The 24352-nt window shown below is 65.1% G+C and carries 22 protein-coding genes, 1 tRNA gene, 1 other RNA gene and 2 pseudogenes; 17 read left to right on the forward strand and 9 right to left on the reverse strand.

Annotated elements, in window-relative coordinates:
- Nucleotides 1-8 precede the first annotated feature (8 nt).
- The 7 genes from AMD14_RS06075 to AMD14_RS06105 all read left to right on the forward strand — a co-directional run bounded on the left by AMD14_RS06075 (nucleotide 9) and on the right by AMD14_RS06105 (nucleotide 4120).
- Complete coding sequence (locus AMD14_RS06075; RefSeq protein WP_005913881.1) at nucleotides 9-758, forward strand: 3-deoxy-D-manno-octulosonic acid kinase; 750 nt, start codon at nucleotides 9-11, stop codon at nucleotides 756-758.
- Nucleotides 758-1507: an MBL fold metallo-hydrolase gene (locus AMD14_RS06080; RefSeq protein ID WP_011050700.1), complete on the forward strand. Its 750-nt coding sequence runs from the start codon at nucleotides 758-760 to the stop codon at nucleotides 1505-1507. Before AMD14_RS06075 ends, AMD14_RS06080 begins: the two co-directional genes overlap by 1 nt.
- The gene (gene moaA, locus AMD14_RS06085) at nucleotides 1507-2538 is read left to right on the forward strand and encodes a GTP 3',8-cyclase MoaA (RefSeq protein ID WP_003483833.1); all 1032 of its coding nucleotides are present in this window, start codon (nucleotides 1507-1509) and stop codon (nucleotides 2536-2538) included. Before AMD14_RS06080 ends, moaA begins: the two co-directional genes overlap by 1 nt.
- Nucleotides 2539-2712: 174 nt before the next feature.
- A complete protein-coding gene (locus tag AMD14_RS24990; protein WP_040107581.1) occupies nucleotides 2713-2913 on the forward strand; it encodes a hypothetical protein in 201 nt (66 codons plus the stop codon).
- 24 nt (nucleotides 2914-2937) lie between these two features.
- Complete coding sequence (moaC, locus tag AMD14_RS06095; RefSeq protein WP_011050702.1) at nucleotides 2938-3435, forward strand: cyclic pyranopterin monophosphate synthase MoaC; 498 nt, start codon at nucleotides 2938-2940, stop codon at nucleotides 3433-3435.
- Nucleotides 3432-3677 (forward strand): MoaD/ThiS family protein, encoded by a 246-nt coding sequence (locus AMD14_RS06100; RefSeq protein WP_003483836.1) that lies wholly within the window; start codon nucleotides 3432-3434, stop codon nucleotides 3675-3677. The genes moaC and AMD14_RS06100 overlap by 4 nt, the downstream gene beginning before the upstream one ends.
- Nucleotides 3674-4120, forward strand: a complete 447-nt coding sequence (locus AMD14_RS06105; RefSeq protein WP_033485142.1) for a molybdenum cofactor biosynthesis protein MoaE — start codon at nucleotides 3674-3676, stop codon at nucleotides 4118-4120. Before AMD14_RS06100 ends, AMD14_RS06105 begins: the two co-directional genes overlap by 4 nt.
- Nucleotides 4121-4500: 380 nt before the next feature.
- Here AMD14_RS06105 and ffs read toward each other — a convergent pair.
- Nucleotides 4501-4597: signal recognition particle sRNA small type (gene ffs, locus AMD14_RS22900), an RNA gene on the reverse strand.
- 308 nt (nucleotides 4598-4905) lie between these two features.
- Between ffs and AMD14_RS06110 the strand changes: the two genes are divergently transcribed.
- From AMD14_RS06110 to AMD14_RS06130, 3 genes and pseudogenes are all read left to right on the forward strand, one after another.
- Nucleotides 4906-5517 (forward strand): ATP-binding protein, encoded by a 612-nt coding sequence (locus tag AMD14_RS06110; protein ID WP_011050704.1) that lies wholly within the window; start codon nucleotides 4906-4908, stop codon nucleotides 5515-5517.
- Between the two features lie 41 nt (nucleotides 5518-5558).
- A pseudogene (locus AMD14_RS22905) lies at nucleotides 5559-6726 on the forward strand (IS3 family transposase).
- Nucleotides 6727-8313: a MobA/MobL family protein gene (locus AMD14_RS06130; protein WP_011050705.1), complete on the forward strand. Its 1587-nt coding sequence runs from the start codon at nucleotides 6727-6729 to the stop codon at nucleotides 8311-8313.
- 52 nt (nucleotides 8314-8365) lie between these two features.
- Here AMD14_RS06130 and AMD14_RS06135 read toward each other — a convergent pair whose 3' ends face one another.
- The 4 genes from AMD14_RS06135 to AMD14_RS06150 all read right to left on the reverse strand — a co-directional run bounded on the left by AMD14_RS06135 (nucleotide 8366) and on the right by AMD14_RS06150 (nucleotide 11394).
- A complete protein-coding gene (locus tag AMD14_RS06135) occupies nucleotides 8366-8707 on the reverse strand; it encodes a hypothetical protein (RefSeq protein WP_011050706.1) in 342 nt (113 codons plus the stop codon).
- 165 nt (nucleotides 8708-8872) lie between these two features.
- Nucleotides 8873-9553 carry a hypothetical protein gene (locus tag AMD14_RS06140; RefSeq protein ID WP_011050707.1) on the reverse strand — a complete coding sequence of 227 codons (681 nt, stop codon included), beginning with the start codon at nucleotides 9551-9553 and terminating at the stop codon, nucleotides 8873-8875.
- Between the two features lie 145 nt (nucleotides 9554-9698).
- Entirely contained in the window at nucleotides 9699-11216 is a 1518-nt protein-coding gene (locus AMD14_RS24555; RefSeq protein ID WP_015471798.1) for a site-specific integrase, read from the reverse strand.
- An 85-nt stretch (nucleotides 11217-11301) separates the two neighbouring features.
- Nucleotides 11302-11394 (reverse strand) — tRNA-Ser (locus AMD14_RS06150).
- 135 nt (nucleotides 11395-11529) lie between these two features.
- Between AMD14_RS06150 and dnaX the strand changes: the two genes are divergently transcribed.
- From dnaX to AMD14_RS06170, 4 genes are all read left to right on the forward strand, one after another.
- The gene (gene dnaX / locus AMD14_RS06155) at nucleotides 11530-13599 is read left to right on the forward strand and encodes a DNA polymerase III subunit gamma/tau (RefSeq protein ID WP_011050709.1); all 2070 of its coding nucleotides are present in this window, start codon (nucleotides 11530-11532) and stop codon (nucleotides 13597-13599) included.
- Between the two features lie 6 nt (nucleotides 13600-13605).
- Nucleotides 13606-13926, forward strand: coding sequence for a YbaB/EbfC family nucleoid-associated protein (locus tag AMD14_RS06160; RefSeq protein ID WP_005913896.1), 321 nt, complete (start codon nucleotides 13606-13608; stop codon nucleotides 13924-13926).
- Nucleotides 13927-14023: 97 nt separating this feature from the next.
- Nucleotides 14024-14617 (forward strand): recombination mediator RecR, encoded by a 594-nt coding sequence (recR, locus tag AMD14_RS06165; RefSeq protein WP_003483843.1) that lies wholly within the window; start codon nucleotides 14024-14026, stop codon nucleotides 14615-14617.
- 104 nt (nucleotides 14618-14721) lie between these two features.
- Nucleotides 14722-15072: a histidine triad nucleotide-binding protein gene (locus AMD14_RS06170; RefSeq protein ID WP_003483844.1), complete on the forward strand. Its 351-nt coding sequence runs from the start codon at nucleotides 14722-14724 to the stop codon at nucleotides 15070-15072.
- A gap of 118 nt (nucleotides 15073-15190) precedes the next feature.
- Here AMD14_RS06170 and AMD14_RS06175 read toward each other — a convergent pair whose 3' ends face one another.
- From AMD14_RS06175 to AMD14_RS06190, 4 genes are read right to left on the reverse strand one after another with little or no spacing between them, the layout of a single operon-like run.
- Nucleotides 15191-15724 (reverse strand): Slp family lipoprotein, encoded by a 534-nt coding sequence (locus AMD14_RS06175; protein WP_015471799.1) that lies wholly within the window; start codon nucleotides 15722-15724, stop codon nucleotides 15191-15193.
- The gene (locus AMD14_RS06180; RefSeq protein WP_011050711.1) at nucleotides 15721-17673 is read right to left on the reverse strand and encodes a transglutaminase TgpA family protein; all 1953 of its coding nucleotides are present in this window, start codon (nucleotides 17671-17673) and stop codon (nucleotides 15721-15723) included. The genes AMD14_RS06175 and AMD14_RS06180 overlap by 4 nt, the downstream gene beginning before the upstream one ends.
- The gene (locus AMD14_RS06185) at nucleotides 17666-18622 is read right to left on the reverse strand and encodes a DUF58 domain-containing protein (RefSeq protein WP_005913900.1); all 957 of its coding nucleotides are present in this window, start codon (nucleotides 18620-18622) and stop codon (nucleotides 17666-17668) included. The genes AMD14_RS06180 and AMD14_RS06185 overlap by 8 nt, the downstream gene beginning before the upstream one ends.
- 5 nt (nucleotides 18623-18627) lie before the next feature.
- The gene (locus AMD14_RS06190; protein ID WP_003483851.1) at nucleotides 18628-19581 is read right to left on the reverse strand and encodes an AAA family ATPase; all 954 of its coding nucleotides are present in this window, start codon (nucleotides 19579-19581) and stop codon (nucleotides 18628-18630) included.
- Between the two features lie 37 nt (nucleotides 19582-19618).
- Here AMD14_RS06190 and AMD14_RS06195 point away from each other — a divergent pair, with 37 nt between their 5' ends.
- From AMD14_RS06195 to AMD14_RS06205, 3 genes and pseudogenes are all read left to right on the forward strand, one after another.
- Entirely contained in the window at nucleotides 19619-21472 is a 1854-nt protein-coding gene (locus AMD14_RS06195) for a glycosyltransferase family 39 protein (RefSeq protein WP_005913901.1), read from the forward strand.
- Nucleotides 21469-22463, forward strand: a pseudogene (locus AMD14_RS24560) (glycosyltransferase). The gene AMD14_RS06195 and the pseudogene AMD14_RS24560 overlap by 4 nt, the downstream one beginning before the upstream one ends.
- A complete protein-coding gene (locus tag AMD14_RS06205) occupies nucleotides 22463-24295 on the forward strand; it encodes a hypothetical protein (protein ID WP_015462930.1) in 1833 nt (610 codons plus the stop codon). Before AMD14_RS24560 ends, AMD14_RS06205 begins: the two are co-directional and overlap by 1 nt.
- The last annotated feature ends 57 nt before the right edge of the window (nucleotides 24296-24352 follow it).

Consider the following 24352-nt stretch of genomic DNA (forward strand, 5'->3'; position numbering starts at 1 on the left):
CTCGATAGATGGTTTCTTTCGATGCCACCGAAGCGCTGGCGCCGTACCGCGAAGGTCGCGGTTATGGCGCCATTCTGTTCGACCGCGAACGGCTGCGGCAAGCCGATGCCAGCCTGTTTTCGCCGCAATCGTGGGGCGACAGGGCGCGTCCGGTGGATGCAGGCGGGCGTGGCGGCGCGTGGTTCGTGGATGCGCCATTCGGCCATAGCGTGTTGCGGCAGTACCTGCGCGGCGGCATGGCCGCACGCGTGAGCCGCGATCGCTACCTGTGGAAAGGGGCGGGGCGCACGCGCAGTTTTGCCGAGTTCCGGCTGATGCGTGAACTGATCAAACGCAAGTTGCCGGTGCCGCGTCCGTTGGCTGCCTGCTACCTGCGCGAAGGCCTGGGTTATCGCGCTGCGCTGTTGATGGAGCGGCTGGAAAACGTGCGCTCGTTGGCCGAGCACGCCCAGGTGGCCGGACGCGGTGCGCCGTGGGAGGCGACCGGCCAGCTGATCGCACGCTTCCATCGCGCTGGCCTGGATCATGCCGATCTCAACGCGCACAACATCCTGTTCGATGCCGGCGGGCATGGCTGGCTGATCGACTTCGACCGCGGCGTGCTGCGCATTCCGGCCACGCGCTGGCGCGAGCGCAACCTCAAGCGGCTGCATCGCTCGCTGTTGAAGCTGCGCGGTAACCGCAGCCGCGAGGACGTCGACAAGGACTATGCGCGCCTGCATCGCGCCTACGAACTGGCCTGGGGCCGGGGCTACTGATGGACTGGGCCTTGCGGGTGCAGGGAGTCGGCAATGCGTCGGCGGTGGCGCTTGGCTCGCCGATGGCCACGCTCGAGCGCGCCGGTGCGCCCTGGCTGACCATCGATTGCGGCAGCGAGGGGCTGACCGCCTATCAGGCCCACTATGGCCAGCTGCCACAGGCAATCTTCATCACCCATGTGCATCTGGACCATGTCGGCGGGCTGGAACGGATGTTCGTCGACAGTTATTTCTCCGCGCGCCGCGGACGCACGCGCCTGTACGTGCCGGCGCCGGTCGTGCCGCTGCTGCAGCGACGCATCGCCGATTACCCGAACGTGCTGGCCGAGGGCGGGGCGAACTTCTGGGATGCGTTTCAGCTGGTGCCGGTCGGCGATGCGTTCTGGCACGACGGCGTGCGGCTGGAAGTGTTCCCGGTACGCCACCACTGGCCCGAGACGGCTTACGGATTGCGTCTGAAGGGCGCGCTGGTCTGGACCGGCGATACCCGGCCGATCCCGGAAATGCTGAAGCGTTATGCGGACGACAGCGAGCTCATCGCACATGACTGCGGCGTTCACGGCAACCCGTCGCATACTGGCGTGGACGATTTGGAGCGGGAATACCCGCAGGACCTGTTGAGCCGCATGCTGCTGTACCACTACGCCAGCGACGCCGACGGCGATGTGCTGCGTGCACGTGGCCACCGCGTTGCCGTGCCCGGTCAATACCTCGCGTTGGCGAACCCGACCGCCGCGACGGTACCCTGATGGGCGCCTTGCTGCAGCCGGATCTCGTGACGGCGCCGATGCAGGACCGCTACGGCCGCCCGCTGCGCGATCTGCGCCTGTCGGTGATCGAAGCCTGCAATTTCCGCTGCGGGTACTGCATGCCGGCCGATCGCGTGCCCGACGATTACGGCTTCGATTCACAGCAGCGGTTGAGTTTCGATCAGCTGGAAACCCTGGTGCGTGCCTTCGTCTCGGTCGGGGTGACCAAGGTGCGCCTGACCGGCGGAGAGCCGCTGCTGCGTCGCGACCTGCCGAGCCTGATCGCACGGCTGACCGCGATCGAGGGCATCGAAGATCTGGCACTGACCACCAACGGCACCTTGCTCGCCCGCCAGGCCGTCGCGCTGCGGCAGGCCGGGCTGCGCCGCATCACCGTCAGCATGGATGCGCTGGAACCGGCGTTGTTCAGGCGCATGAGCGGCGATCGCGGCGAGATTGCGCAGGTGCTGACCGGCATCGCCGCCGCCGAGCAGGCCGGTTTTCAGCGGCTGAAGATCAATTGCGTGGTGCAGCGTGGCGTCAACGAAGATCAGGTGCTGCCGCTGGTGGAGCACTTCCGCGGCACTGGGCACGTGCTGCGCTTCATCGAATTCATGGATGTGGGCAGCTGCAATGGCTGGACCCCGGATGCGGTGGTGACCTCTGCGCAACTGCACGAACGCATCCACGCGCGCTGGCCGCTGGTGGCGCTGGACGCCAATTACACCGGGGAAGTGGCCCAGCGCCACGCCTTCGCGGATGGCGCCGGCGAGGTGGGCTTCGTCAGTTCGGTCAGCGTCCCGTTCTGCGGCGATTGCCAGCGTGCGCGCGTTTCGGCAGACGGGCATCTGTATACCTGCCTGTTCGCCAGCCAGGGGCATGACCTCAAGCCGGCACTGGCCAATGGCGAGCCTGCGCTGGCGACGCATCTGCGGCAGCGCTGGAGTGTGCGTGGCGACCGCTACAGCGAAGTGCGCGCCTCGGTGCCACGGCGCGGCAAGCCGGTCGAGATGTTCTTGATCGGCGGATAAGCGAGGACACGCTGCCGGTGCAGTTGCGCACGCTGGAACAGCGCCTGCGCGATCCGTCGCTGCGTGCCGGTGTACAGGTGTTGGAAGCGCTGCTGGATCCGGCCTTTGTCGAGTCCGGTAGATCGGGCCGCAGGGACATGCGCAGCGAAGTGATCGCGGCCTTACGCACCCGGTATTGCTGCCGATTACCAGGCCGACGGCGTCGAATGGGCGTGGCTGGCGCCGGATCTGGCGCAGTTGCGCTATCGGTCGATGGATCGTCGTCAGGGGATTGAGCGGCGGGCCTCGCGCAGCTTGTTGTGGCGAAACGAGCCTGTTGGATGGCAGCCGCTGTTCCACCAAGGCACCCTGTTCACCGAGAATGCCGCATCCTGATGGCCTGTCTTCGCGTCGCTTCCCATGCCTGCAAACTCCCGCTCCGCCCGCCTGACCCACCTCGACGATGCCGGGCTTCCCACCATGGTGGATGTCTCGGACAAGGCGGTTACCGCCCGTAGCGCCACTGCGGAAAGCCGCGTGCGCTTTCCGGCTGCCGTAGCCGCACAGTTGCGCGCCAATGGCTTGCGTAGCGCCAAGGGCGGCATCGTGGAGACGGCGGTGATTGCCGGCACCATGGCGGTCAAGCGCACGCACGAATTGATTCCGTTCTGCCATCCGCTACCGATCGATGCCTGCCGTTTCGGGATCGACTGGGCGGGCGAACAGGTGCTGGACATCCGTTGCACGGTGCGCTGCGTGCATCGCACCGGGGTGGAAATGGAAGCGCTCACCGGGGCCAGCGTTGCCGCATTGACGATCTACGACATGTGCAAGGCGTTGTCGCACAGCATGAGCATTGGTCCGACCAAATTGGTGTCCAAGCGCGGCGGCAAGCGCGACATCGGAGCGGCACAATGACCGCCACGGTGACGGTGCTGTATTTCGCCAGCCTGCGCGAGGCCGCAGGCATTGCCGACGAGCGTGTGCAGACCGGCGCGCAGGATCTGCGCGGCCTGTATGCAGAACTCGATGCACGGCATGGCCTGCGCTGGGCTCCTGCGCAGTTGCGTGTAGCCGTGGATGGCGCATTCGCGCGCTGGGAGGATGCGCTGCGCGACGGCAGCGAAGTGGTGTTCATTCCGCCGGTGTCGGGAGGTTGAGCATGAGCGAGCAGGGTGTCGCAATCTTTGCGCTTTCCGAGGTGCCATTGCCGATCGATCAGCTGCGTGCCGGGGTGGAACATCCGCATGCCGGCGCGTTCGCCAGCTTCGAAGGCTGGGTGCGCAATCACAACGAAGGCCGCGGCGTGGCCGGCTTGCGCTACGAAGCCTATGCCGCGCTCGCGCAGGCCGAGGGGCAGCGTGTTCTTGACGAAGCAATGCAGCGATTCGCCATCGTGCACGCGCATTGCGTGCACCGCGTGGGCGAGCTGCGTGTCGGCGAGATGGCGGTGTGGGTCGGCGTCAGTGCGGCGCATCGTGGCGCCGCATTCGACGCATGTCGCTACATCATCGATGAGGTCAAGGCGCGCGTGCCGATCTGGAAGCACGAGCATTACCTGGAAGGCGACGCGGGTTGGTTGCATCCCGAATTGCAACCGTAGCAGGTTGGATGCGGTGCGCATCCGCGCGTGAGCAGGCGACCGGCGTTGCATAAGCGCGCGGCGCAGCACGAGCTGCCTGCTGCTTTTCGCTGGATCAATCGCGCGCAAGTCGATGCTCCGGGCGGCTCGCCTGGAATCTTTCGAAGTTGGGGTGGTATCCCCGCCGGTTGACCTCGGCGCCCGCATCGCGCCGTGGGAGACGCTAACGCTGCGGGATGCGTGCGCCGTCGCCACGGCGGGCACCAGTGACTGATGGGCTTTTCGCCTCGGCTTGCGAATGAGCGCAGCGCTGCACGTGATGATCGCTGTTGTTCGATCAATCGCGCCCAAGCCGGAGATTCCAGCTAGTTCGCCTGGCATTGTCGAAAGTTAGGGTGGTGTCCCCGCCGGTTGACCTCGGCGCCCGCATCAATCGATACCGTTGCTGCCTTCCGGCCCTGGCGGGATTTTCGATCTAGCGTCGCGAGGGACCGACGGGGCCACCATAAGACGCGGGCCATTGGCATGACCCTGCGATTTGCGGCGTTGGTGCCTTTGCGCAAATCATAAAACTGGCGGAGAGAGGGGGAGGTACTGATCCCGATCCAACTTCCTGACTCTCCTACAGCCACGCAAACCAGGAGGGTGTCCTGCTTTGTGGTCCGCCATTGTAGCTTCACGGAGGATAAGGCGCTAGCGTAATCTGCTGGGGTCAACGAACAGAGGTGTGGCACTGAGGCTAAGCAAGCGCGGGTAGAAGCGCCCACTCGGTCCGCAACGCGAAAAGTCTGCAACGAGGGAACGAGATGCCAAAGAAAGTTGTAAAGAAAGGTGCGACCGCCAAATCCTCAGGACAAGGGGGAGGGGCGGCGGCGGGCAAGAAGTACACCTTGCAGATTGAGCTGGGCGTTCTCGACCACCTAGCGGGAAATCTTTACAGCAACGTTCCTGCCGTCTTGACGGAGATGGTGGCTAACGCATGGGATGCCGATGCCAAGGAGGTTCGAATTGATGTCGACCTCAAAGCGGGAAAAATCGTTGTGACCGACGACGGATTTGGCATGACGGCGAAGGACATCAACGAAAAATTTTTGACGGTCGGCTATCGCAAGCGGGAACAGCCCGGAGGTGATGTGACCCCCGGAGGTCGGCCCGTGATGGGGCGTAAGGGGGTGGGGAAACTCGCACCATTCTCGATCGCTGATAGCATTGAGGTCTATTCGAGAAGCAAAAATCAAAAGTCCGGCCTGTTGATGACGACCGCCGGCATCAGGACTGCCAAGAAGCGCAAAAAGTCTTATCACCCTGATGTGCGCGACTCGTCTGAGCTCATTCCCAAAAAGGGGACGACAATCGTCCTCACTGAACTAAAGATGGAGAGGTTCCGGCGGCCTAATGATACGCCCAGGATTTCCTAGACATCTCAAGGCCATGGAAAATGGCTGATTCGGAGGTGTCCATGAGCAGTAAGCGGTATACGGATGAGTTCAAGATCGAGGCGGTCCGGCAAGTGACCGATCGTGGGTTCAAGGTGGCAGAGGTCGCCGAGCGACTGGGTGTCACCACGCACAGCCTGTACGCTTGGCTGCGCAAGTTCGGCAAGCCCGGCGTAGTACAGCGCGCTGAGGCGGACCAGAGCGCCGAAGTCCGGCGGCTGAAGATCGAGTTGCGCCGGGTGACGGAGGAGCGCGACATCCTAAAAAAGGCCGCCGCGTACTTTGCCAAGGGGTAAAGGCAAAGTACCTCTTCATGCAAGTCCACCGCGAAGAATTCAGGGTGTGCGCGATGTGCCGGGTTTTGCGGGTGAACCGGGCTGGATACTACGCGTGGCTAAAGTCGCCCGACAGTGAACGCGCCAAGGAAGACGAACGCCTGCTGGGGCTGATCAAGCACCACTGGTTGGCCAGCGGCAGTGTCTATGGGCATCGCAAGATTGCCAAGGATCTACGCGATCTGGGTGAGCGTTGCAGTCGCCATCGGGTGCATCGATTGATGCGCACCGAGGGACTGCGTGCCCAGGTGGGCTATGGCCGCAAGCCGCGCTTCCATGGCGGAACGCCGTGCAAGGCGGCAGCCAACCTGCTGGATCGACAGTTCGACGTGACCGAGCCGGACACGGCCTGGGCGAGCGACTTCACCTTCATCCGTACGCATGAAGGCTGGATGTACCTGGCTGTGGTGATCGATCTGTTTTCCAGGCAGGTCGTCGGCTGGGCGATGCGCGATCGAGCCGATACCGAGTTGGTCGTGCAGGCCTTGCTGTCGGCGGTGTGGCGGCGCAAACCCAGCGCTGGTTGCCTGGTTCATTCGGACCAGGGGTCTGTCTACACCAGCGATGACTGGCGCAGTTTCCTGGCGTCCCATGGCTTGGTGTGCAGCATGAGTCGGCGTGGCAACTGCCACGAGCGCGAAGCCTGCCCTTGGGGCACAACGCACCGGTGGAGAGCTTCTTTGGTCTGCTCAAACGCGAGCGGATCAGGCGGCGGATCTACCCCACCAAGGACGCCGCACGCGCCGAGGTGTTCGACTACATCGAGATGTTCTACAACCCACAACGCCGTCATGGTTCAACTGGCGACCTGTCCCCTGTAGAGTTTGAACGGCGCTACGCGCAACGAGGGTCTTGAGTGTCTACGGAACCCTGGGCGTATCACCGCGCCAAAGGGCATTCGTCCATCGCAGCGGCCGCCTACCGCGCTGGCCTGCTGCTGGAGGACGTGCTCACCGGCCTGCGCCACGACTACCGCCGGCGGGACGGCGTGGTCGAAACGCGCTGCATCGCCCCCGAAGACGCGCCCGATTGGGCCCTGGTGCCCGCTGAGCTCTGGCCGGCGGCAGAAGCAGCCGAGCGCCGGAAAGATGCGACCGTCGCGCGCGAGTTCGAGTTTGCGTTGCCCCACGAACTCGATGACCTCCAGCGGTCCGACCTGGCCGTCGAAGTCACCCGTGCGCTCGTCGGGCGCTATGGTTTTGCGGCGCAGGCCAGCATCCACAGTCCTGGTTCCAAGGATGGGCTGAACTGGCACGTCCACGTCCTGGCAACGACGCGTCGCATCGGACCGGGCGGCCTCACCGACAAAACCCGGGAACTCGACGGCGGGCCGTCGGGCAGGGCAGAGGTGGAGTGGGTCCGCGAGCTGGTCGCTTCCACCATCAATGCCCATCTTGAGAAGGCGGCGCTCGAGATTCGGGTGGACCATCGCAGTCTGGCCGCTCAGGCGGACGACGCGCTGGCGCGCGGCGATTTAGCCGCCGCTGCCGTGCTGTCCCGGGAGCCGACCAAGCACGTCGGCAAAAATGGCACAGCGCTAACCCGGCGGGGCCAGCCGTCGGAGCGTTCGGACGCAAACCGTCGAATCGAAGAGACCAACGAGGAGACCTTCCGAAAACTCATTGCCGTTTTCGAGCAGGAAGGGCGTGTCATGCCGGTGCCCGACGGTCACAGCCCGGCCCAGGCCGAGCGCGAGGCTCGCCGACCTTCTGATGTGCTGTTCTTGCCGCTCAGACGCGGGGCAGGGCACATCGAGGTGTCCCGCAGCATGGCGCCCATTGCCCGTGGGCTCGGACTGATGGAGGCCGAGGAGGCCAAGCCGTCGCGCGAGCCACGTTCGGTCTCGCAGCTCGCGGAGGAGGCCAGCGACGAGTGGGGCGTGGCTGCTCAAGCCGATCCCCGCTTGGCTCAAACGCTCCAAACAACCCTGGACCTGCTGCAGTGGATCAGAGAGCGCGTGACCGCCTTCGCCGAAGCGGCGCAGCTCCGTCCAGACCTCAACGAATTGCTGCGCCGGTTGCGGCGCTTCAAGGCAGCCACCATGAAGTTTGCCCGGCGGCTACTGGCGGTGCGCCGAGCGGAGAAGCTGCACCACATGGCCGAGAACGCGTGGCACGACTTCCTGGCGAACAATCCCGAGCCGGGAGCCTCATGGACGCAGGGAGACTGGAAGCAGCGGCGTGGGCGTCGGTTGAGCACCCTCGAAGCCCGAGCCGCAGAGCTGACCGATGCAAGGGCCAGGGTGACCCCGGAGGAACAAGCCCTCTGCGAGAAAGAAGCGTCGGCCAGCGCGGCGCATCTGGAGGCTTGGAGCCGGGACATGCTTCAGCGCTATCCCCTGCAGCTCGACATGGCGATCGAACCCGATCAGCCCCGGCCAAGCCCTGCCGTCTCCGCCTCCCCTGCTCCCGCCTACGTTCCCAAGCCGCCGCGCCTCCACTGAAAACAAAGAGCCCCGCAGTGTGGGGCTCAATGTTTGCGGGCCCTTGGCCGCCTCAGTGAACCGTTGGGCGCTTCTTGCTGCGGACTGGATCCATCTGCGCGTCTTTCTTCTTCCGGCCCGCGCGCCATTCCTCCACCGACGGGAACTCGCGCACGATGACGGCCTCGCGGGTGCGCACCGGTTGGGAGGGCTGGGGTGGGGTGTGATCCAACGATTGAGCGGCGTTTCCTCCACCTGGTGGCTTCTTCTGGCTGTAAACGATCAGTTCGCCAGCGGAGGCCCAGGCGTTACAGACATTGCGTTGGCGCACCAGCGGTTCGTCCGAAAGCGTCTGGCTCATCAGACCGGCGAGCAGCTGGCCGGCGATTTCGAGCTGTTGGGGATGGGTGGTCATGAAGAACTCCTGCGTGTGGGGGAAGTCCTCATCCAACCAAGAATCGCAGCTTGCGCAAGAGCTCGCTTCGAGCCGTGTTTCACAAATTTGAATGCGCGCCGAAATTCGATGTCTTGTATGCGAATTTAGGAATGGGGGCGGGGCGGGGTGGCGCGACGTGATGCATTAGCCAATCACTTTCCCTGGCCCAGGCTTCTGTTCAATACGATCCGCCGCTAGTGCGAGCAGTCCTGCAATGCGCTCAAGCTTTCCGGCCAAGATAAACACCACGACAGAGCCGATGAGTATGCCAAGGCTTCCAGCGTAAACAAATACTTTGGCGTTGGCTGGGTTAGACCATATGTTGACCTTCTCACCAGCGTCGAAAAGATTGACCAACACGACGCTAATCGCACCAAAGAACGTGGATAGTCCTGCCCGGCGAGTCAATAGTTTGTTTTCAAGGTCTATGTGTTTTGAGCGCTCTCGGAGAGTCTGCGGGTTGCATGTGCCGAGTTCGTCCATAATCTCGCTCTCTCTGGAGATAGCCGTGTCGATTCGGTCTGCCATCGGTTCATAGCCCTCCTTCCACGCCACAATGACCTGAATGATCTGAAGAAGCCCAAAGACGAGAAAGACAGCCACTAATGCCGGTAGTGCCACTATCAAGACATTCTTGGCATTTGTGTTGCTAATCCATGCAAGGTTGCTAGCTGCAACCACCCCGAAGGCAAAAAGTAAAAGAGCCACCATTCCACGAAATATGTATTTTTCAAAGCGCTCAAGCTTTCCTGCTCTCTCGGGGCGCTTGATCTTTTGGAGCATCTGAAAGGTGCTTGGGATTGGACTGTATTTGGGCTCAGTCATTTTTGGCCCCCTGCTTGAATGATCGCGATTTTCGTCAAAACGGTCTCACCGGCTGCGACTAAAATAATCAGCTTATATTTCTACTGCGGCCATCCGTCAGGCGCCGTAGTCTTTGGCGTAAAGCAATACGCTGCATTCGTTTCATTTAGCGCGGTGCCCGCGCGCCAGATGCTTTCCTGTTACCGGGGGCTTCTGAAAGAAGGGGACGAATCGCGTCGAGGCTGAGTCCGTAAGCCAGCACGGATAGCCCAGGCGATACACCCCGAAGCCCGTCCAGCTTCTCCTGGGCGGTGAAGGCACGGCTGTAGGTGACGTGGTGCTCGTCGTCCAACTCGTGACCCACAAGCTGTGCGCGAAGCTCGGAAACCACTCCCGCGCCCTGCAACTCTTGGATCAGGGTTTTGCGCAGCGAGTGGAAACCGCGCTTGGCCGTGGGCCAGTTCTTTCCCACCTCGGCCAGGTGCCGGCTGAAGGCCTTGGAGATCCAGTTGCCTTGGCCATTCTTGGCATCGGCTTTGGCCGCCGGGAACAAGCGCTCCTGGCCCTCGGCGCGCGCCTGCTCGACCCAGCTCAGGAAGCCCAGGGCGAGCAGGTCGGGGTGGACCGGCACCGTCCTCAAGCTCACGTCCGTCTTCACCTTTTGATGCTCGCCTTCGTCCGAAATCTGGATGCAGGGGAGGCCGCCTTCCTCCACCACATCGGCGGTCAACAGTTGGCCCACCTCCGAAGCGCGGGCGCCGGTATACAAGCCAATGAGGGAGGCCCACCGCGCAGCCAAGGGCAGACCTTCGAAGGCCGCCGGCGCGAACAGGGCCTGAACCTGGTGGGCGTCGTAAGCCTTGAAGCCGAACTTGCGCCGGGCGCGTTTCTCGCGAGTGGAGTAGCTCACGTGCCCGGACGCGGGGTTGTCGCCCCGGTGGTAGTGGCCGGAGGCTTGGGCCCACTCGAAGAAGCCGCCCTTGCCGCCGATGTAGGACTGCTTGTTGGTCAGGGTCGGAGTGGAGGCGCCTTTGTCGCGCATATCCTGATACCACCGGGCCAAGTCCGAGCGGGTAACCGTGTGCAGCTTGGTCTTCTCGCCCAGGAAGCTGGTCAACAGCTCGATGGCGGTCCGCTTGATGGTCCAGGTCTTGGGCAAGGTGCTGCCCTTGAGGCTGGTCAGCCAAGCATCACGGGCCTTGCCCAGGGTGATCGTCTCAATGGCGGGCTTCGTCGTCCGCCGTGGTGTCGGAAGAGGCGGCACGTGCTGTTGAATCAGCTCCCCCAGCGCGCTGGGCTGCGGGGCGGTGAGCGCCATGAGTTGCTGGTAGAGCGTGACGTCCTCTGGGGAGTCGATCTGCCATTGCTCGGTGATCGACCCGTCTGCCGAACGCGTCCGGTTCAGCGTCAGCTCCTGCGGACGTTCGGTGCCGGTCAGGCGTGCCAGGAGCGCGTCCAAGTCGTCGTCTCGGCTTTGCATGCGTCGTTCCCTCAACACAATGAAGACCTGAGCATAGCGGGCAGCCAGCGTCAGTGCGCGCAGCCGGGCCTCGCGCATGTCGTAGGTGTGCAGGGTGCGTTTGAAGGTCTGGCGACCGACGATGGGCTGCAAATCGACCGGCACACGCTGGCGGTAGGACCAGAGTCCGGAGGGGGCTCGAACGAGATGATGAGGAATGCGCATGGGGGTCGTGTGTTCCGACTTGCGCAGCTGCCGCCAGTTTTTACGCTAACAAAAAACCCCTGATTTCTCAGGGGTTTGCGTATTCTGGCGGAGAGAGGGGGATTCGAACCCCCGAAGCGCGGTTTAGACGCTTACACACTTTCCAGGCGTGCTCCTTCAACCACTCGGACACCTCTCCGTGCCTGTACGACTGTGGTCGAACAGGGCCGCAAATTCTAGCGGTCGCCGGCCCGTACCACAAGCTGAATCTTCCAGCCGCAGTCGTGGAGACCGGGCGTGGCACAATATCGGCTCAAACAAAGCCGGTTGCCCGATGTCTTATCTTGTTCTCGCCCGCAAGTGGCGCCCGAAGCGTTTTGCCGAACTCGTAGGCCAGGAACACGTGGTCCGCGCGCTCAGTAACGCGCTCGACAGTGGGCGCGTGCATCACGCGTTCCTGTTCACCGGCACCCGTGGCGTGGGCAAGACCACCATCGCGCGCATTTTCGCCAAATCGCTCAATTGCGAGACCGGCACCAGTGCCGATCCGTGCGGGACGTGCCCGGCCTGCCTGGACATCGATGCCGGTCGCTACATCGACCTGCTGGAGATCGACGCCGCGTCCAACACCGGCGTGGACGACGTGCGCGAGGTGATCGAGAACGCCCAGTACATGCCCTCGCGCGGAAAGTTCAAGGTCTACCTGATCGACGAAGTGCACATGCTCTCCAAGGCGGCGTTCAATGCGCTGCTGAAGACGCTGGAAGAGCCGCCGGAACACGTGAAGTTCCTGCTGGCCACCACCGATCCGCAGAAACTTCCGGTGACGGTGCTGTCGCGCTGCCTGCAGTTCAACCTCAAGCGGTTGGACGAAGACCAGATTCAGGGCCAGATGACACGCATCCTGGCCGCCGAACCGATCGAATCGGATCCGTCGGCGATCGTGCAGCTGTCCAAGGCGGCCGACGGTTCGCTGCGCGATGGTCTGTCGCTGCTGGACCAGGCGATCGCCTATGCCGGCGGCGCGCTGCGCGAGGACGTGGTGCGCACCATGCTGGGCACGGTCGATCGCACCCAGGTCGGCGCCATGCTGCACGCGTTGACCGACGGCGATGGCGCGCGCCTGCTGCAGGTAGTGGCGGCGCTGGCCGAATTTTCGCCCGACTGGAGCGGCGTGCTGGAGGCCCTGGCCGAGGCGTTGCATCGAGTGCAGGTGCAGCAGCTGGTGCCCTCGGTGGCCTTTGTCGGCGACGGCATCGACCCAACCCCGTTTGCAGCGCAGCTGCGGCCGGAAGTGGTGCAGTTGTGGTACCAGATGGCGCTGAACGGGCGCCGCGATCTGTATCTGGCGCCCAGCCCGCGCGCCGGTTTCGAAATGGCGGTGCTGCGCATGCTCGCCTTTCGCCCCGCAGCGGCGGTACCGGCTGGCGGCTCGGATGACGGGCGCGGTGCCACTGCTGGCGGTGGCGCGCGTTCGGCCGCTGCCGGCGGTCAGCTTGCTGCTCCAGTAGCGGCGGCACCGGTGACGTCCGCGCCCGCCGTAGTGGCCGCGCCGACTGCGGTGACGGATACGATGCCTGTTGCGGCTGCGGAGGCGTCCTTGCCGGCATCAGGGACCCGGGCAACTCCGGCTCCCCTTGTCGTGCTTTCTCCCCAAGAGTCTTCTCCGGCCAGTCGCGCGTCTGCAGCCAATGCGCGCAATGACGACACGCCGCCCTGGGCAGTGGACGATGCGCCGGTGCGTGCGCGGGCCACGCCTACACCCGACACGATGGGCGTGCTTGCGCCTGAAGCGGCAATGGCTCCGCCGTCTGCACCCGTCGAGCTCGCGCAACCCGATGGGATTGCGTCTGACGCTGCGGTGGAAGCTCCGGCTTCGGTTGTAGTGCCTTCACCGGCCGCGCTTGTCGAGCCCTCGTCGCCTGAAGAGCCAGCGGTGGTCGCGTCAGCGGCAACGGCAGGGGCTGCATCAGACGCGGCAACCGACGCGGCGGCCCTGCTCGATGACGGCCGCATCGCCGATGCCGAGCAATGGCTGGAGCTGGTGACGCGCAGTGGCTTGAATGGCCCGTCGCGCCAGCTGGCCGCCAACGCCGCGTTTATCGGCCATCGCGATGGCGTGCTGCGGCTCGCACTCGCGCCGGGCTTCGAATATCTCAACTCCGAGCGCTCCATCGCCAATCTCGCGCAGGCGCTGGCACCGGTGTTGGGAAACGCGCCGCGCATCGTCGTCGAAACCGGCAGCGCCGACGTCGAAACCTTGCATGAGCGTGCCAGCCGCCAGAAAGGCGAGCGCCAGAGCGCGGCCGAAACAGCCTTCATGAACGACCCGACGGTGCAGCTGCTGGTTCAGCAGCAAGGCGCGCGGATCGTGCCCGATTCCATCCGCCCTTACGACGAGTAACGACCCATGCGTGGAAACATTGCCCAACTGATGCAGCAGGCGCAGAAGATGCAGGAAAACCTGCAGCGCGCCCAGGAAGAACTGGCCAAGCTGGAAGTCACCGGCACCGCTGGCGGTGGCATGGTCAGCGTGACGCTGACCGGCGCCAAGGAGTGCCGCAAGGTGCGCATCGACCCAAGCATCCTCTCCGACCAGGAGATGGCCGAGGATCTGATCGCCGCCGCCTTCAACGACGCCTCCAACAAGATCGACGCCGAATCCAAGGACCGCATGGGCTCGGCGACCGCCGGCATGCAGTTGCCGCCGGGCATGAAGCTCCCGTTCTGAGCGAGGGAGAATTGGGAATTGGGAATGGGGAATCGCAAGAGCGAATGCGGTCTTGCTTTTCACAATTCCCTACTCCCGATTCCCGATTCCAGGCCCAATGTCCACTCTGCTCGAACAACTGATCGAGGCCTTCCGGGTATTGCCCGGTGTGGGCCAGAAATCGGCGCAACGCATGGCCTATCACGTGCTCGAACGCGAGCGTGAGGGCGGGCGTCGGCTTGCCGCTGCGTTGGGCAGCGCGGTGGAAAAGGTGGGGCATTGCGTGCAGTGCCGCGACTTCACCGAATCGGAAATCTGCACCATCTGCGCCAGCAGCAGCCGCGACCGGCAGCAGCTGTGCGTGGTGGAGTCGCCGGCCGACCGCCTGGCGATCGAGCACGCCACCGGCTACCGCGGGCTGTATTTCATCCTGCAGGGGCGCCTGTCGCCGCTAGATGGCATCGGCCCGCGCGAACTGGGGCTGGACCGGCTCAGTGAACGTCTGGCTGCTGGCGAAGTGACCGAAATGATCATCGCCACCAACGCCACCGTGGAAGGCGAGGCAACCGCCCATTACCTGGCGCAGCTTGCCCGCCAGCACGCAGTGCGCCCGAGCCGGCTTGCCCAGGGCATGCCACTGGGCGGCGAGCTGGAGTACGTGGACCGCGGCACCCTGTCGCACGCCTTCGGCACCCGCAGTGAGGTGCTTTGAGGGTCGGGAATGGGGAATGGTGAATAGGAATCGGAGAAGCAAAGTCAGAAGCACGCGCGGTAAGCTCTTGCGATTCCCCAATCCCGATTCCCTATTCCCATCCCATGTCTGACACCATCTTCGGCAAAATCATTCGTCGCGAAATTCCGGCCACCATCGTCTATGAAGACGACGAGGTGCTGGGCTTCGAAGACATCGCGCCGCAGGCGCCAGTGCATGTGCTCTTCATTCCCAAGCAGCACGCTTTTCCGACCCTGGACGATGTCCCGCCGGAGCAGGCGCTGTTGGTTGGCAAGTTGGCAATCGCGGCGGCGACCTACGCGCGCGCGCAAGGGCTGGCGCAAGACGGCTACCGCATCGTGATGAATTGCCGCGAGCATGCCGGCCAGACGGTCTTCCATATCCATTTGCATCTGCTGGCCGGTGCGCCGCTGGGCCGTTTCGGTACGCCGTGATGGGTCGTTGGGTCATGCGTTGCGGGCAAGCCGCGTAACCAGCGATCATCGCGCACAGACAAAAACGCCGCTCCCTGCGAGCGGCGTTTTTGCGAGTCACGCTTAGGTCAGCGGCGCATCACCACCAGCCGCGGCCCCAACCCCAACCGCCGCCCCAGCGCGGACCCCACGGGTCGCCCCACGGGCCATACGGGTAAGCCGGCACGACTTCCACATCGCGCACGATCGGCCACAGGTAGACCACGTCGGCATTGACCTTGGGCAGCTTGTAGTCGTACTCGCCGATCTGGGTGGTTTCGTAGCCTTCGATCTTGCCGATGAAGGTCACTTCGCGCCCCGGCTCGAACACCGCTGGATCGTAGAAGCCAGAGCGGCAGGCCAGGAAGCGGCCATCGCTGGCATCCACGGCATTACGGTCGGGGCGACCGCTGGCATTGAGCGGGCGCGAGATCAGCTCGAAGCAGGTCTGGCCCTGGCCAGGCGTGGTCTTGATGATCTTGCCACCCCAGCGCACGGGCGTGCCGACCTGGGCGCTGGCGGTGGAATCGCTCGGACTGACCGCGGGGAACTGGCCCTGCAGCGGCTTGGGTGCGGTGGCGCAGGCTGCGAGCCCGAGCACAGCGATAAGAGGAACAAGAAAACGGGTACTCATGAGGAAGCTCCGGTTCGCGGGCGATGCTGCAGCAAGTCTTTCAAGAGAGGGGCGCTGTCCGAATCAGCGCCAGCGTATCGCGCGGCAGCGAAACGTTGGCTGAGTGCCAACAGGGGCGTATTCGGGTGTGAGCGGGCGACACGTTGCGCCCACACACTGGCCGGTTCGTGCGGTTCACGGGCAAGGCCGAGCTTGCGGTAGCGGTGGCTCAGTCGGTGCCAGGCGCGCAGCAACGGGTCGCGCTCACGTTCGCCCCGTGCCAGCAGCCAGCCCATCCACGCCAGCGCGCTCACCGCGAACACGCCGAAGATGGCGGCCAGTTGCGAGGTGTCCAGGCGATCGATGCCGAAGGGTTGCAGCAGCCGTTGCTGGCGATCGGCATCGAAGGACAGCACCAGCTCGTTCCAGCCTCGCCGCAGCCAGTCGCTGACCTGGCCCAGGCTGGCCCATGTGCCAAGGTCGGCGAAGTCGTTGCCGCCGCCGGTTTGCAGGCGATCTTCGAGCGTGTCGTAGATGCGTTCCGGCGCCACTGCGGCGGTGGGGTCCACGCGCGCCCAGCCACGCCCGGCCAGCCAGACTTCGGTCCAGGCATGCGCATCCATGCGCCGTACCACCCAGTAATTGCCCAGCCGGTTGTAAGTGCCGCCGGCGTACCCGGTCACCACGCGCGCCGGGATGCCGGCCGCGCGCATCAGCACCACGAACGAGGAGCTGAAGTGTTCGCAGAAACCGGCCTTTTGCTGAAACAGGAATTCGTCGACGCTGTTGCGGCCGAGCAGCGGCGTTTCGAGCGTGTAGGCGAATTCGCGGGTGATCCACTGCAGCGCGCGCTGCACCACCGCATCGTCGTTGTTGCCGGCCTCGCGACGCCATTGCCGTGCCAGCGTCAGCGTGCGCGGATTGAAACCGGGCGGCAGGGCAAGGGCACGCTTGCGCAACTGATCGGGCAGGTCGGCATCGAAGCGCGTTGGCGGTGCCGATTGCAGGTCCCAGCGGGTCAGTGCACTCAACGGCCGTTGCGCGAACAGTTCGTAGTCGGGCGATAACTCGGCGTTGGGCACGCCCTGGGTAGGCAGATCCAGCGACACCAGTTGGCGGCGATCGGTGGGCTCGTAATCCAGGCGGTAACGGTAGGTTTGCGGGCCTGCGGTGACCGAAGCGGGCTGGGCGCGGCCGGTCCAGCGCGCGCGCTGCCAGGTGCGGCCGTCGAAGTCCCACATCACCGGACCGCGCCAATAGCGCTGTTGCGGCGGTGGCGCCTTGCCGGCGAATTGCACGCGCAAGGCCGGGCTGTCGTCGGCCATCAGGTCGATCCATTCGCCTGGCGACATGTTGTCCGACAAGCCAGGCCGGGAGAGCGCGCGTTCGGGCACGCCCCACAGCGGCGCACTCAGGCGCGGCAGCAACCAGAACGTGGCCAGGGCCAGCGGCACGCCGATGGCAACCAGCTTGCCGATACCGCGCAATTGCAGGCGCAGGGCCGGCGTGGCGGTATGGTGTTCTTCGTCGGCCAGCCGCTGCATGCTCAGCAAGGCGCTGACCACCGCCAGCAGCGCCAGGCCCATCGTCGCCGGGCCCTGGTCGAGCAGAAAGGCGGCAAACGGTGCGAACAACGCAAAACCCAACAGGCTGCGTGCATCGCGCAGGGTGCGCAGCTCGGAGGCCTTGATCGCCAGCATCGATGCCAGCACCGCGCAGCCGGTGTCGCGGCCGAAGCGCATGCCGATCTGCCAATACACCGCCGCCAGCATTGCGATCACCAACAACAGCCGCACCGGCGCCATCAAGGTGCCGCGCCAGCTCAGCACGCCGACCAGCACCGCGGCCACCGCGACAGTGGCCGCAAGCAGGCCCGGCAACTGCAACAGCAACGGCGTCAATGCCAGCCAACTGGTGGCCAGCACCCAGGCGCGGCTGGCCTGGCTGATCGGGAGGGCGGGCTCAGTCATGCGGAAGCAGGGCCAGGGCGCGTTGGCACAGGTGGTGGTGCGAAGGTCCCTGCGCGGGACCTAACGGTGGCTGGCCAGGCAGCAGCAGGCGATAACGGCGCCCGTCGCGTTCGGCCAGGTTGACCCAGCGGGCAAGGCGCGCAATGCGGCGCTCATACGGCAGCGCGTTGAGTGCACGCCAGTCCAGTGTGACGTCGATTCCCAGTGGCTGTTCGTATTCGCGCACCAAGAGCGTGTCGCGCCGTGCCGAGTGTTTCCAGGAGATCGTGCGCGGGGCGTCGCCAGCGCGATACGGGCGCAGTTGGTGCAGCTCTTCGCCTTGCGCATGCAGGCGCGTCTTGTTGGGCGAGCCCGCACCATCGGGCAGCGCCGGACCTTGTTCTTCGGGCCTGGGATAGGCCAGCAACGGCGTTTCCGGCCATACCCACGACCAGGCGCGCACCAGGCCCAGCGGCTGGGTGCTGGACAGACGAATGCGCTCGATATCCTGCCAGCCGCGGCGCTGGGTCGGCACCAGCAGATCGACCTCGGCCATATCGTGCTCGATCAACGCACAGAAGCCACTGCGGTCCAGGTGATCCAGGCGCAGCCCGCGTCGTGCGCGGGTATCGCGACGCGCCAACGACACCCGCATGCGCAGCGGTTCGCCGGCGACCACCGGTTCGGCCGATACCGCTTCGATACGCAGCGCCGATAGCTGCAGGTGCGCCATGATGCTGCTGGCGATCCCGGCCGTGGCCAGCAGCAGTGCGAGCAGCAGCGCCGGATTGTTGTTGTAGTTCAGTGCGCCGAGCAGCATCGCCAGCAGTAACGCCGTGACGAACAGCCCGAAGCGGGTCGGCAGCACATAGATGCGCCGCCGATCCAGCACGATCGGCAAGCCTTCCGCGCCCCGCGGCCGCACCAGCAGGCTGAGCCGGCGGACGATGCCGCGCATGTGCCCACGCACCTGAGTCAGTCCACCGGCACGCTGTGCAGCAGCGCCTTGGCCAGCGCCGGCCCGGACGACGATTCGGCTTCCGGCACCAGCCGGTGCCCGGCCACAGCCACAAACAGCGCCTGCACGTCTTCGGGCAGCACGTGCTCGCGCCCGAGCAGCAGTGCGTAGGCCTTGGCCGCGCGCAGCAAGGCGATCCCGGCGCGTGGCGACAGGCCCACGCGCACCCCGGCATGCTGGCGGCTACGCAGCAACAAGGCCTGCACATAGCCGATCAGCGCATCGCTGGTATGGACTTGGTTGACCACCCCGCGCAGCGCGACCACGTCGGCGTCGCTCAATTGCGGGGCGGCCTGGGCGATCAGTTCGCGCCGATCCGTGCCCGACAGCAGCGCACGCTCGGCATCGGCGCTGGGGTAGCCCAGGCTCAGCCGCAGCAGGAAGCGGTCCAGCTGCGAGTCGGGCAGCGGGAAGGTGCCCGACAGATCGACCGGGTTCTGCGTGGCAATCACGAAGAACGGCTCCGGCAATGCATGCGTCACGCCATCCAGCGTCACCTGCTGCTCGGCCATCGCTTCCAGCAGCGAGCTCTGCGTACGCGGCGGAGCCCGGTTGATTTCGTCGGCCAGCAGCACGTTGGTGAACACCGGGCCGGGATGGAACTGGAACTGCCGCGAGGCGGCGTCGTAGACGGACACGCCCAGCACATCGGCCGGCAGCAGGTCGGAGGTGAACTGCACGCGCTGGAAGCCCAGCCCCAGGCTGGAGGCCATCGCATGGGCGAGGGTGGTCTTGCCCAGGCCGGGCAGGTCCTCGATCAATAAATGTCCTCCGGACAGCAGTGCCACGAACGCCAGCCGCACTTCCTGCGCCTTGCCCAGCAGCAGCGAATTGACCTGGTCTTGTGCGCGCCGCAGCGATTGACGCAGCGCATCGGTTAGCATTTCCGTGGAACGCAGCGGTGTCGACATCACAATTCCGTAGGTGGAAAGAAGAGTGCACAGGGCAATGCAGGGGGACCAACGCGCACATCGCACCTTCGTGATCCTGTGGACACTGGCGACAGCCGTCAAGCTGTTGATCGCCGCACGCTTGCCGCTATTCGTTGACGAGGCCTTCTACTGGCAGGAAGGCCAGCATCTGGCGGCGGCGTATTCGGATCTGCCGGGCATGACCGCCTGGCTGGCGCGGCTGGGCGTGGAGCTGGGCGGACATCATCTGCTGGCGTTGCGGCTGCCGTTTCTGGCCATTTCCGCGCTGATTCCCTGGTTGATCGCGCATATCGCCACGCGCTGGTTCGGCTCCACGCTGGGCTGGCAGGCCGGCAGCCTGACCTTGCTGATGCCGCTGTCGGCCACGCTGGGCATTCTGGCCGTGCCGGATGTGCCGATGGCATTGGCGGCGGTGCTGTGCATGGATGCCGGTGCGCGCTTGTTGCGCGAGGTCGATGCCACCAGCGCGCTGGAGCTCGCCATCGGCCTGGTCATCGGTGCGCTCAGCCACTACCGCTTTGTCGGGGTGATCGGGGTGGGCTGCATCGCATTGCTGTGCATCCCGCAGGGGCGTGCGGTGATGCGCGACCCACGCATCTGGATGGCGCTGACCGTCGGCGCGGTGAGCTGGCTGCCGCTGCTGTTCTGGAACACCGACCACGACGATGCCGGGTTGCGCTTTCAATTGGTCGACCGGCATCCGTGGCGGTTCCAGATCGGCGGGCTGTGGTTTGTGCTGATCCAGACGGTGGCGGTGACGCCGCTGTTGGCCTGGGCGATGGTCAAGGTCGGTCTGGCCGGCACCCGCAGCGGCGGCGGCTCGCGCGCGCAATGGCGCTATTTCGGCTTGCTCGGCGGCATTTCGACCGTGGCGATCTTCGTGCTGGGCTTCTTCAGCGATGCCGAGCGGATCAGCTTCCACTGGCCGCTGCCCGGCTATCTGGCGCTGCTGGTGGCGGTGCCGGTGATCCTGATGCGCTGGCCGCATCCGCTACGCCGCACGGCGTGGTTGATCGCACTGCTGGGCATGCTCGGCGCATACGGCTACTACTTGGCGGTGTCGGTGCCGTCGATCCGCGCGCATGCCGCCGGCGAAAAATACTACCCGCGCAACTTCGCCGGCTGGAACGATCTGGCGGCTGCGGTCAAATCGCGGCTGGCGCAGATGCCGCCGGGCACGCGCGTGTTGGCGGAGAACTTCAAGGTTGGCGCCGAGCTCGGCTTCCAGTTGCACGATGCCAAGATCGAGGTGCTGCGTGCCGCGTTGAACGACAAGCACGGGCGCAGCGCGCAGCTGCAGCAGTGGGGGTTGCTCAGCGACGGTACGCGTGACGGGCAGCGGCTGCTGGTGCTCTCGCCCAGCGATCAGCGCTACCGCGACCTGCTCACGCGTTACCACGCCATCTGCGACATGGTCGGCCCGCTGCCGCCGCCCACTGTGGTCTCCACCGATCACGGCTATCAGCGCTTTCTGCTGTTCGCACTGCCCGCGCAACGCCAGCCCGGGCCGTGCGCGACCCCGGCGATGGCGTGGATCGATGCGCCGCTGCCGGATGTCGCCGTGTCCGGCACGCTTCAAGTGCATGGCTGGGCCTTCAAGGATGGCGTTGGGCTAGCGAATGTCGAGCTGCTGCTCGACGGTCGCCCGATCGCGCAGGCCACCTACGGCACGCCGCTGGATGTGCGCCCGTACTGGAAAATCTCCACCGACCCGCAGCATCCCAACGTCGGCTTCACTGCAACGCTCGACACCCACGCCTTGCCGCCCGGCACGCACTGGCTGGGCCTGCGCCTGCATGGCCGCGACGGCAGCGTCGAGGATTGGTGGGAGCAGCCCCTTACCGTTTCAGCACCTCAGAGCACGCGATGACCGATGCCATGCCTGTTGCCCATCCCGCGCCGGTGCCCGGGATTCGAATCGCCGTGCTGGTGCCGTGCCACAACGAAGCGGCGACTGTCGCTGCGGTCGTCGGCAATTTTTCTGCCGCTTTGCCGGGTGCGGTGATTCATGTGCTGGACAACAATTCCAGCGATGCCACCGCAGCGATCGCCGCGGCGGCAGGCGCCCAGGTCTGTCGTGTCGCATTGCAGGGCAAGGCAACGTGGTACGGCGTGGATTTGCCGATGTCGAGGCCGACATCTACGTGTTGGTCGATGGCGACGCCACCTACGATGCCGCCGCCGCGCCGGCGCTGGTGCGCAAGCTGGTCGACGAGCGCCTGGACATGGTGGTCGGTGCGCGGCGCGATCAGCAGCAGGCCGCGTATCGGCCGGGGCATCGGTTGGGCAACGTCTTGCTGACGCGCTGCGCGGGGCTGCTGTTCGGCCGCAGCTTCGACGACATGCTGTCCGGCTACCGGGTGTTCTCGCGGCGCTACGTCAAATCGTTCGCCGCCCACGCGCAGGGCTTCGAGACCGAAACCGAACTGGCCGTGCATGCCTTGCAGCTGCGCATGCCGGTGGCCGAGGTCGAAACCGCCTATGGCGTGCGTCCGGAAGGCTCGCAAAGCAAGTTGAACACCTGGCGCGATGGCTGGCGCATCCTCGTCACGATCGTCAAATTGTTCAAGGCCGAGCGGCCGTTACTGTTCTTCTCGATCGGCTTCGTGCTCAGCGCCACATTGTCGGTGGTGCTGGCGATCCCCTTGTTCGAGACCTATTTCCAGACCGGGCTGGTGCCGCGCTTCCCCACTGCAATTCTGTGCGTGGCGCTGATGCTGCTCGGCTTCCTGCTGCTGGCCTGCGGTCTGATTCTGGATACCGTCACGCGTGGACGGGTGGAGGCCAAGCATCTGGCGTATTTGTCCGAGCCGGGCGTCGGCAGGCTGGTCGCGGTAGAAGACAACAAGGAACGTCGCTGATGGCATCGATTGCGGGCTCTGCACCTGTTGCGCGGCGGCAGCGTGTGTTGCGGTGGGCAGATCGCTGGTTCGGGTTTCATTCGCGGCGCCAGATCGCATCGGCAGTGGTCGCGGTCCTCCTGTTGGGGGCATTGCTGTCGCTTGGCCTGGGGCAGGACGCCAATTGGGATTTGCGCAATTACCATCTTTATATCGGCGATGCCTGGGCAAGCGACCGACTGGGCACGGATCTGGCCCCAGCGCAGATGCAGAGCTATTTCAGCCCGCTGCTCGATGCGATGCATGCCTGGCTGATGCTGCAGCTGCCCGGGCCGGTGGCCGGTGCGTTGCTCGGTGGCTTGCATGCGCTGGTCTTCATCCCGCTGGCGGCGCTGGCGTGGCGGGTATTGTCGAATGAATCCCGCCGCGCGCAGTGGGTGCCGCTGTTCGCGTTGGCTGGAATGTGCAGTGCGGTGTTCCTGTCCGAACTCGGCAACACCATGGGGGACACAGCCAGTGCAATTCCGGTGCTGGCTGCATTGGCGGTTGTGTTGTTGGCGCAGTTCAGGGCGCGCAATGGCTTGCACGTCGTGCATCTGTGGGCCGTTGCTGGTGCGTTGATCGGCCTGGCGGTGGCGCTCAAGCTCACCAATGCGTTGTATGCGTTGGCATTGGTGCCGGCAGTGCTGTGCGACGGTGGCCGCCTGCGCTCGCGCGTGCTCGCGTTGAGTGTGCTGGCGGGCGTTGCGCTGCTGGTGCTGTTGCTGGTGGCTGGCCCTTGGTATTGGCAGGTCTGGCAGCACCTGGGCAACCCGCTGTTTCCACAGTTCAACGGCGTGTTCAAATCGCCGCTGGCCCAGCCGGTCTCGATCGCTGATGTGCGCTGGTTGCCGCGCACTATCGGCGAGCAGCTCATCTGGCCGCTGCTGTTTACGCTCAAGCCGCAGCGCATCGGCGATCTCGGTCTGGTGCAGGCGGGCTGGGCAGTGCTGTATGGGGTGGTGGCGATTGCTGCAGGGCGTGCGTTGGTGCGTCGTCCGGTGCGTGCTGCCGCTGTCGATCGCGCTGCCATCGTGCTGCTGGTGTTCTTTGGCGTGGCGTATGCGCTGTGGCAGGCGATTTTCAGCATCCACCGCTATCTGGTGGTACTGGAGCTGCTGGCGCCGCTGGTGCTGTGGATCGTGTGCCGGCATGCATTTGCCGCGCGCGCAAATCGCAAGGCCGCCTGGTTGATCGGCGCATGCGCGCTGGTTGCGGTGGTCGGCTGGAAGGACTGGGGGCATGAGTCCTGGGCGCGCGAGAGCTTCCAGGTGGAGCAGCCGGTGCTCGGGAATCCCGCAGCGTCCAGTGTGTTGCTGGTCGGCGACGAACCGCAATCCTGGCGCGTGCCGTTGTTGCCGTCGCAGGCGCGCTACATCGGGGTTGCCACCAATATCTCCGAGACCGACCACTACCGACAGCGCGTGCGTGCATTGATTGCCGAGCGACCGCAGCTTTACGCGATGTTGGGGGCGGCGCGTGACAAGCAGCAAGTGCGCATCGATCGCATGAATCGCCTGGCGCAGCAGTTCGGCTGGGAGCGTCAGCCGGGCTGCTCGCGGCTGCGCTGGTTGGTCGCACGCGGTCTACGTGCCGAACTGGATACCTCACAGCCTGATCGCTGCGTACTGGCTATTCCCAAAGGCAAGGCGCTGGATATCGCAGCCGCAGATCAGGCCGTGCGCGAGGCTGCGCAACAGCGTCTGGCAGCGTACGGGCTGACGTTGGATCCCGCGCGTTGCCGCACGCTGTCCTCGCAGGTGGGGCAGGCCGTCTATCCGTATCAGTTCTGTCAGCTGGCGCTACCGAATTAAGAGCAGCCAACAAGCGCCTGCGCTCACCGCCAGGCGGACGCGGCCGCCGCTCGGTGC

The organism is Xanthomonas citri pv. citri (assembly GCF_000961215.1).
Taxonomy (GTDB): domain Bacteria; phylum Pseudomonadota; class Gammaproteobacteria; order Xanthomonadales; family Xanthomonadaceae; genus Xanthomonas; species Xanthomonas cissicola.

Coding starts and splice junctions, on each gene's coding strand:
- AMD14_RS06075 (WP_005913881.1), top strand. CDS start 9: ATGGTTTCTTTCGATGCCACCGAAGCGCTGGCGCCGTACCGCGAAGGT.
- AMD14_RS06080 (WP_011050700.1), top strand. CDS start 758: ATGGACTGGGCCTTGCGGGTGCAGGGAGTCGGCAATGCGTCGGCGGTG.
- moaA (WP_003483833.1), top strand. CDS start 1,507: ATGGGCGCCTTGCTGCAGCCGGATCTCGTGACGGCGCCGATGCAGGAC.
- moaC (WP_011050702.1), top strand. CDS start 2,938: ATGCCTGCAAACTCCCGCTCCGCCCGCCTGACCCACCTCGACGATGCC.
- AMD14_RS06100 (WP_003483836.1), top strand. CDS start 3,432: ATGACCGCCACGGTGACGGTGCTGTATTTCGCCAGCCTGCGCGAGGCC.
- AMD14_RS06110 (WP_011050704.1), top strand. CDS start 4,906: ATGCCAAAGAAAGTTGTAAAGAAAGGTGCGACCGCCAAATCCTCAGGA.
- AMD14_RS06135 (WP_011050706.1), bottom strand. CDS start 8,707: ATGACCACCCATCCCCAACAGCTCGAAATCGCCGGCCAGCTGCTCGCC.
- AMD14_RS06140 (WP_011050707.1), bottom strand. CDS start 9,553: ATGACTGAGCCCAAATACAGTCCAATCCCAAGCACCTTTCAGATGCTC.
- AMD14_RS24555 (WP_015471798.1), bottom strand. CDS start 11,216: ATGCGCATTCCTCATCATCTCGTTCGAGCCCCCTCCGGACTCTGGTCC.
- dnaX (WP_011050709.1), top strand. CDS start 11,530: ATGTCTTATCTTGTTCTCGCCCGCAAGTGGCGCCCGAAGCGTTTTGCC.
- AMD14_RS06160 (WP_005913896.1), top strand. CDS start 13,606: ATGCGTGGAAACATTGCCCAACTGATGCAGCAGGCGCAGAAGATGCAG.
- recR (WP_003483843.1), top strand. CDS start 14,024: ATGTCCACTCTGCTCGAACAACTGATCGAGGCCTTCCGGGTATTGCCC.
- AMD14_RS06170 (WP_003483844.1), top strand. CDS start 14,722: ATGTCTGACACCATCTTCGGCAAAATCATTCGTCGCGAAATTCCGGCC.
- AMD14_RS06175 (WP_015471799.1), bottom strand. CDS start 15,724: ATGAGTACCCGTTTTCTTGTTCCTCTTATCGCTGTGCTCGGGCTCGCA.
- AMD14_RS06180 (WP_011050711.1), bottom strand. CDS start 17,673: ATGACTGAGCCCGCCCTCCCGATCAGCCAGGCCAGCCGCGCCTGGGTG.
- AMD14_RS06190 (WP_003483851.1), bottom strand. CDS start 19,581: ATGTCGACACCGCTGCGTTCCACGGAAATGCTAACCGATGCGCTGCGT.
- AMD14_RS06195 (WP_005913901.1), top strand. CDS start 19,619: ATGCAGGGGGACCAACGCGCACATCGCACCTTCGTGATCCTGTGGACA.
- AMD14_RS06205 (WP_015462930.1), top strand. CDS start 22,463: ATGGCATCGATTGCGGGCTCTGCACCTGTTGCGCGGCGGCAGCGTGTG.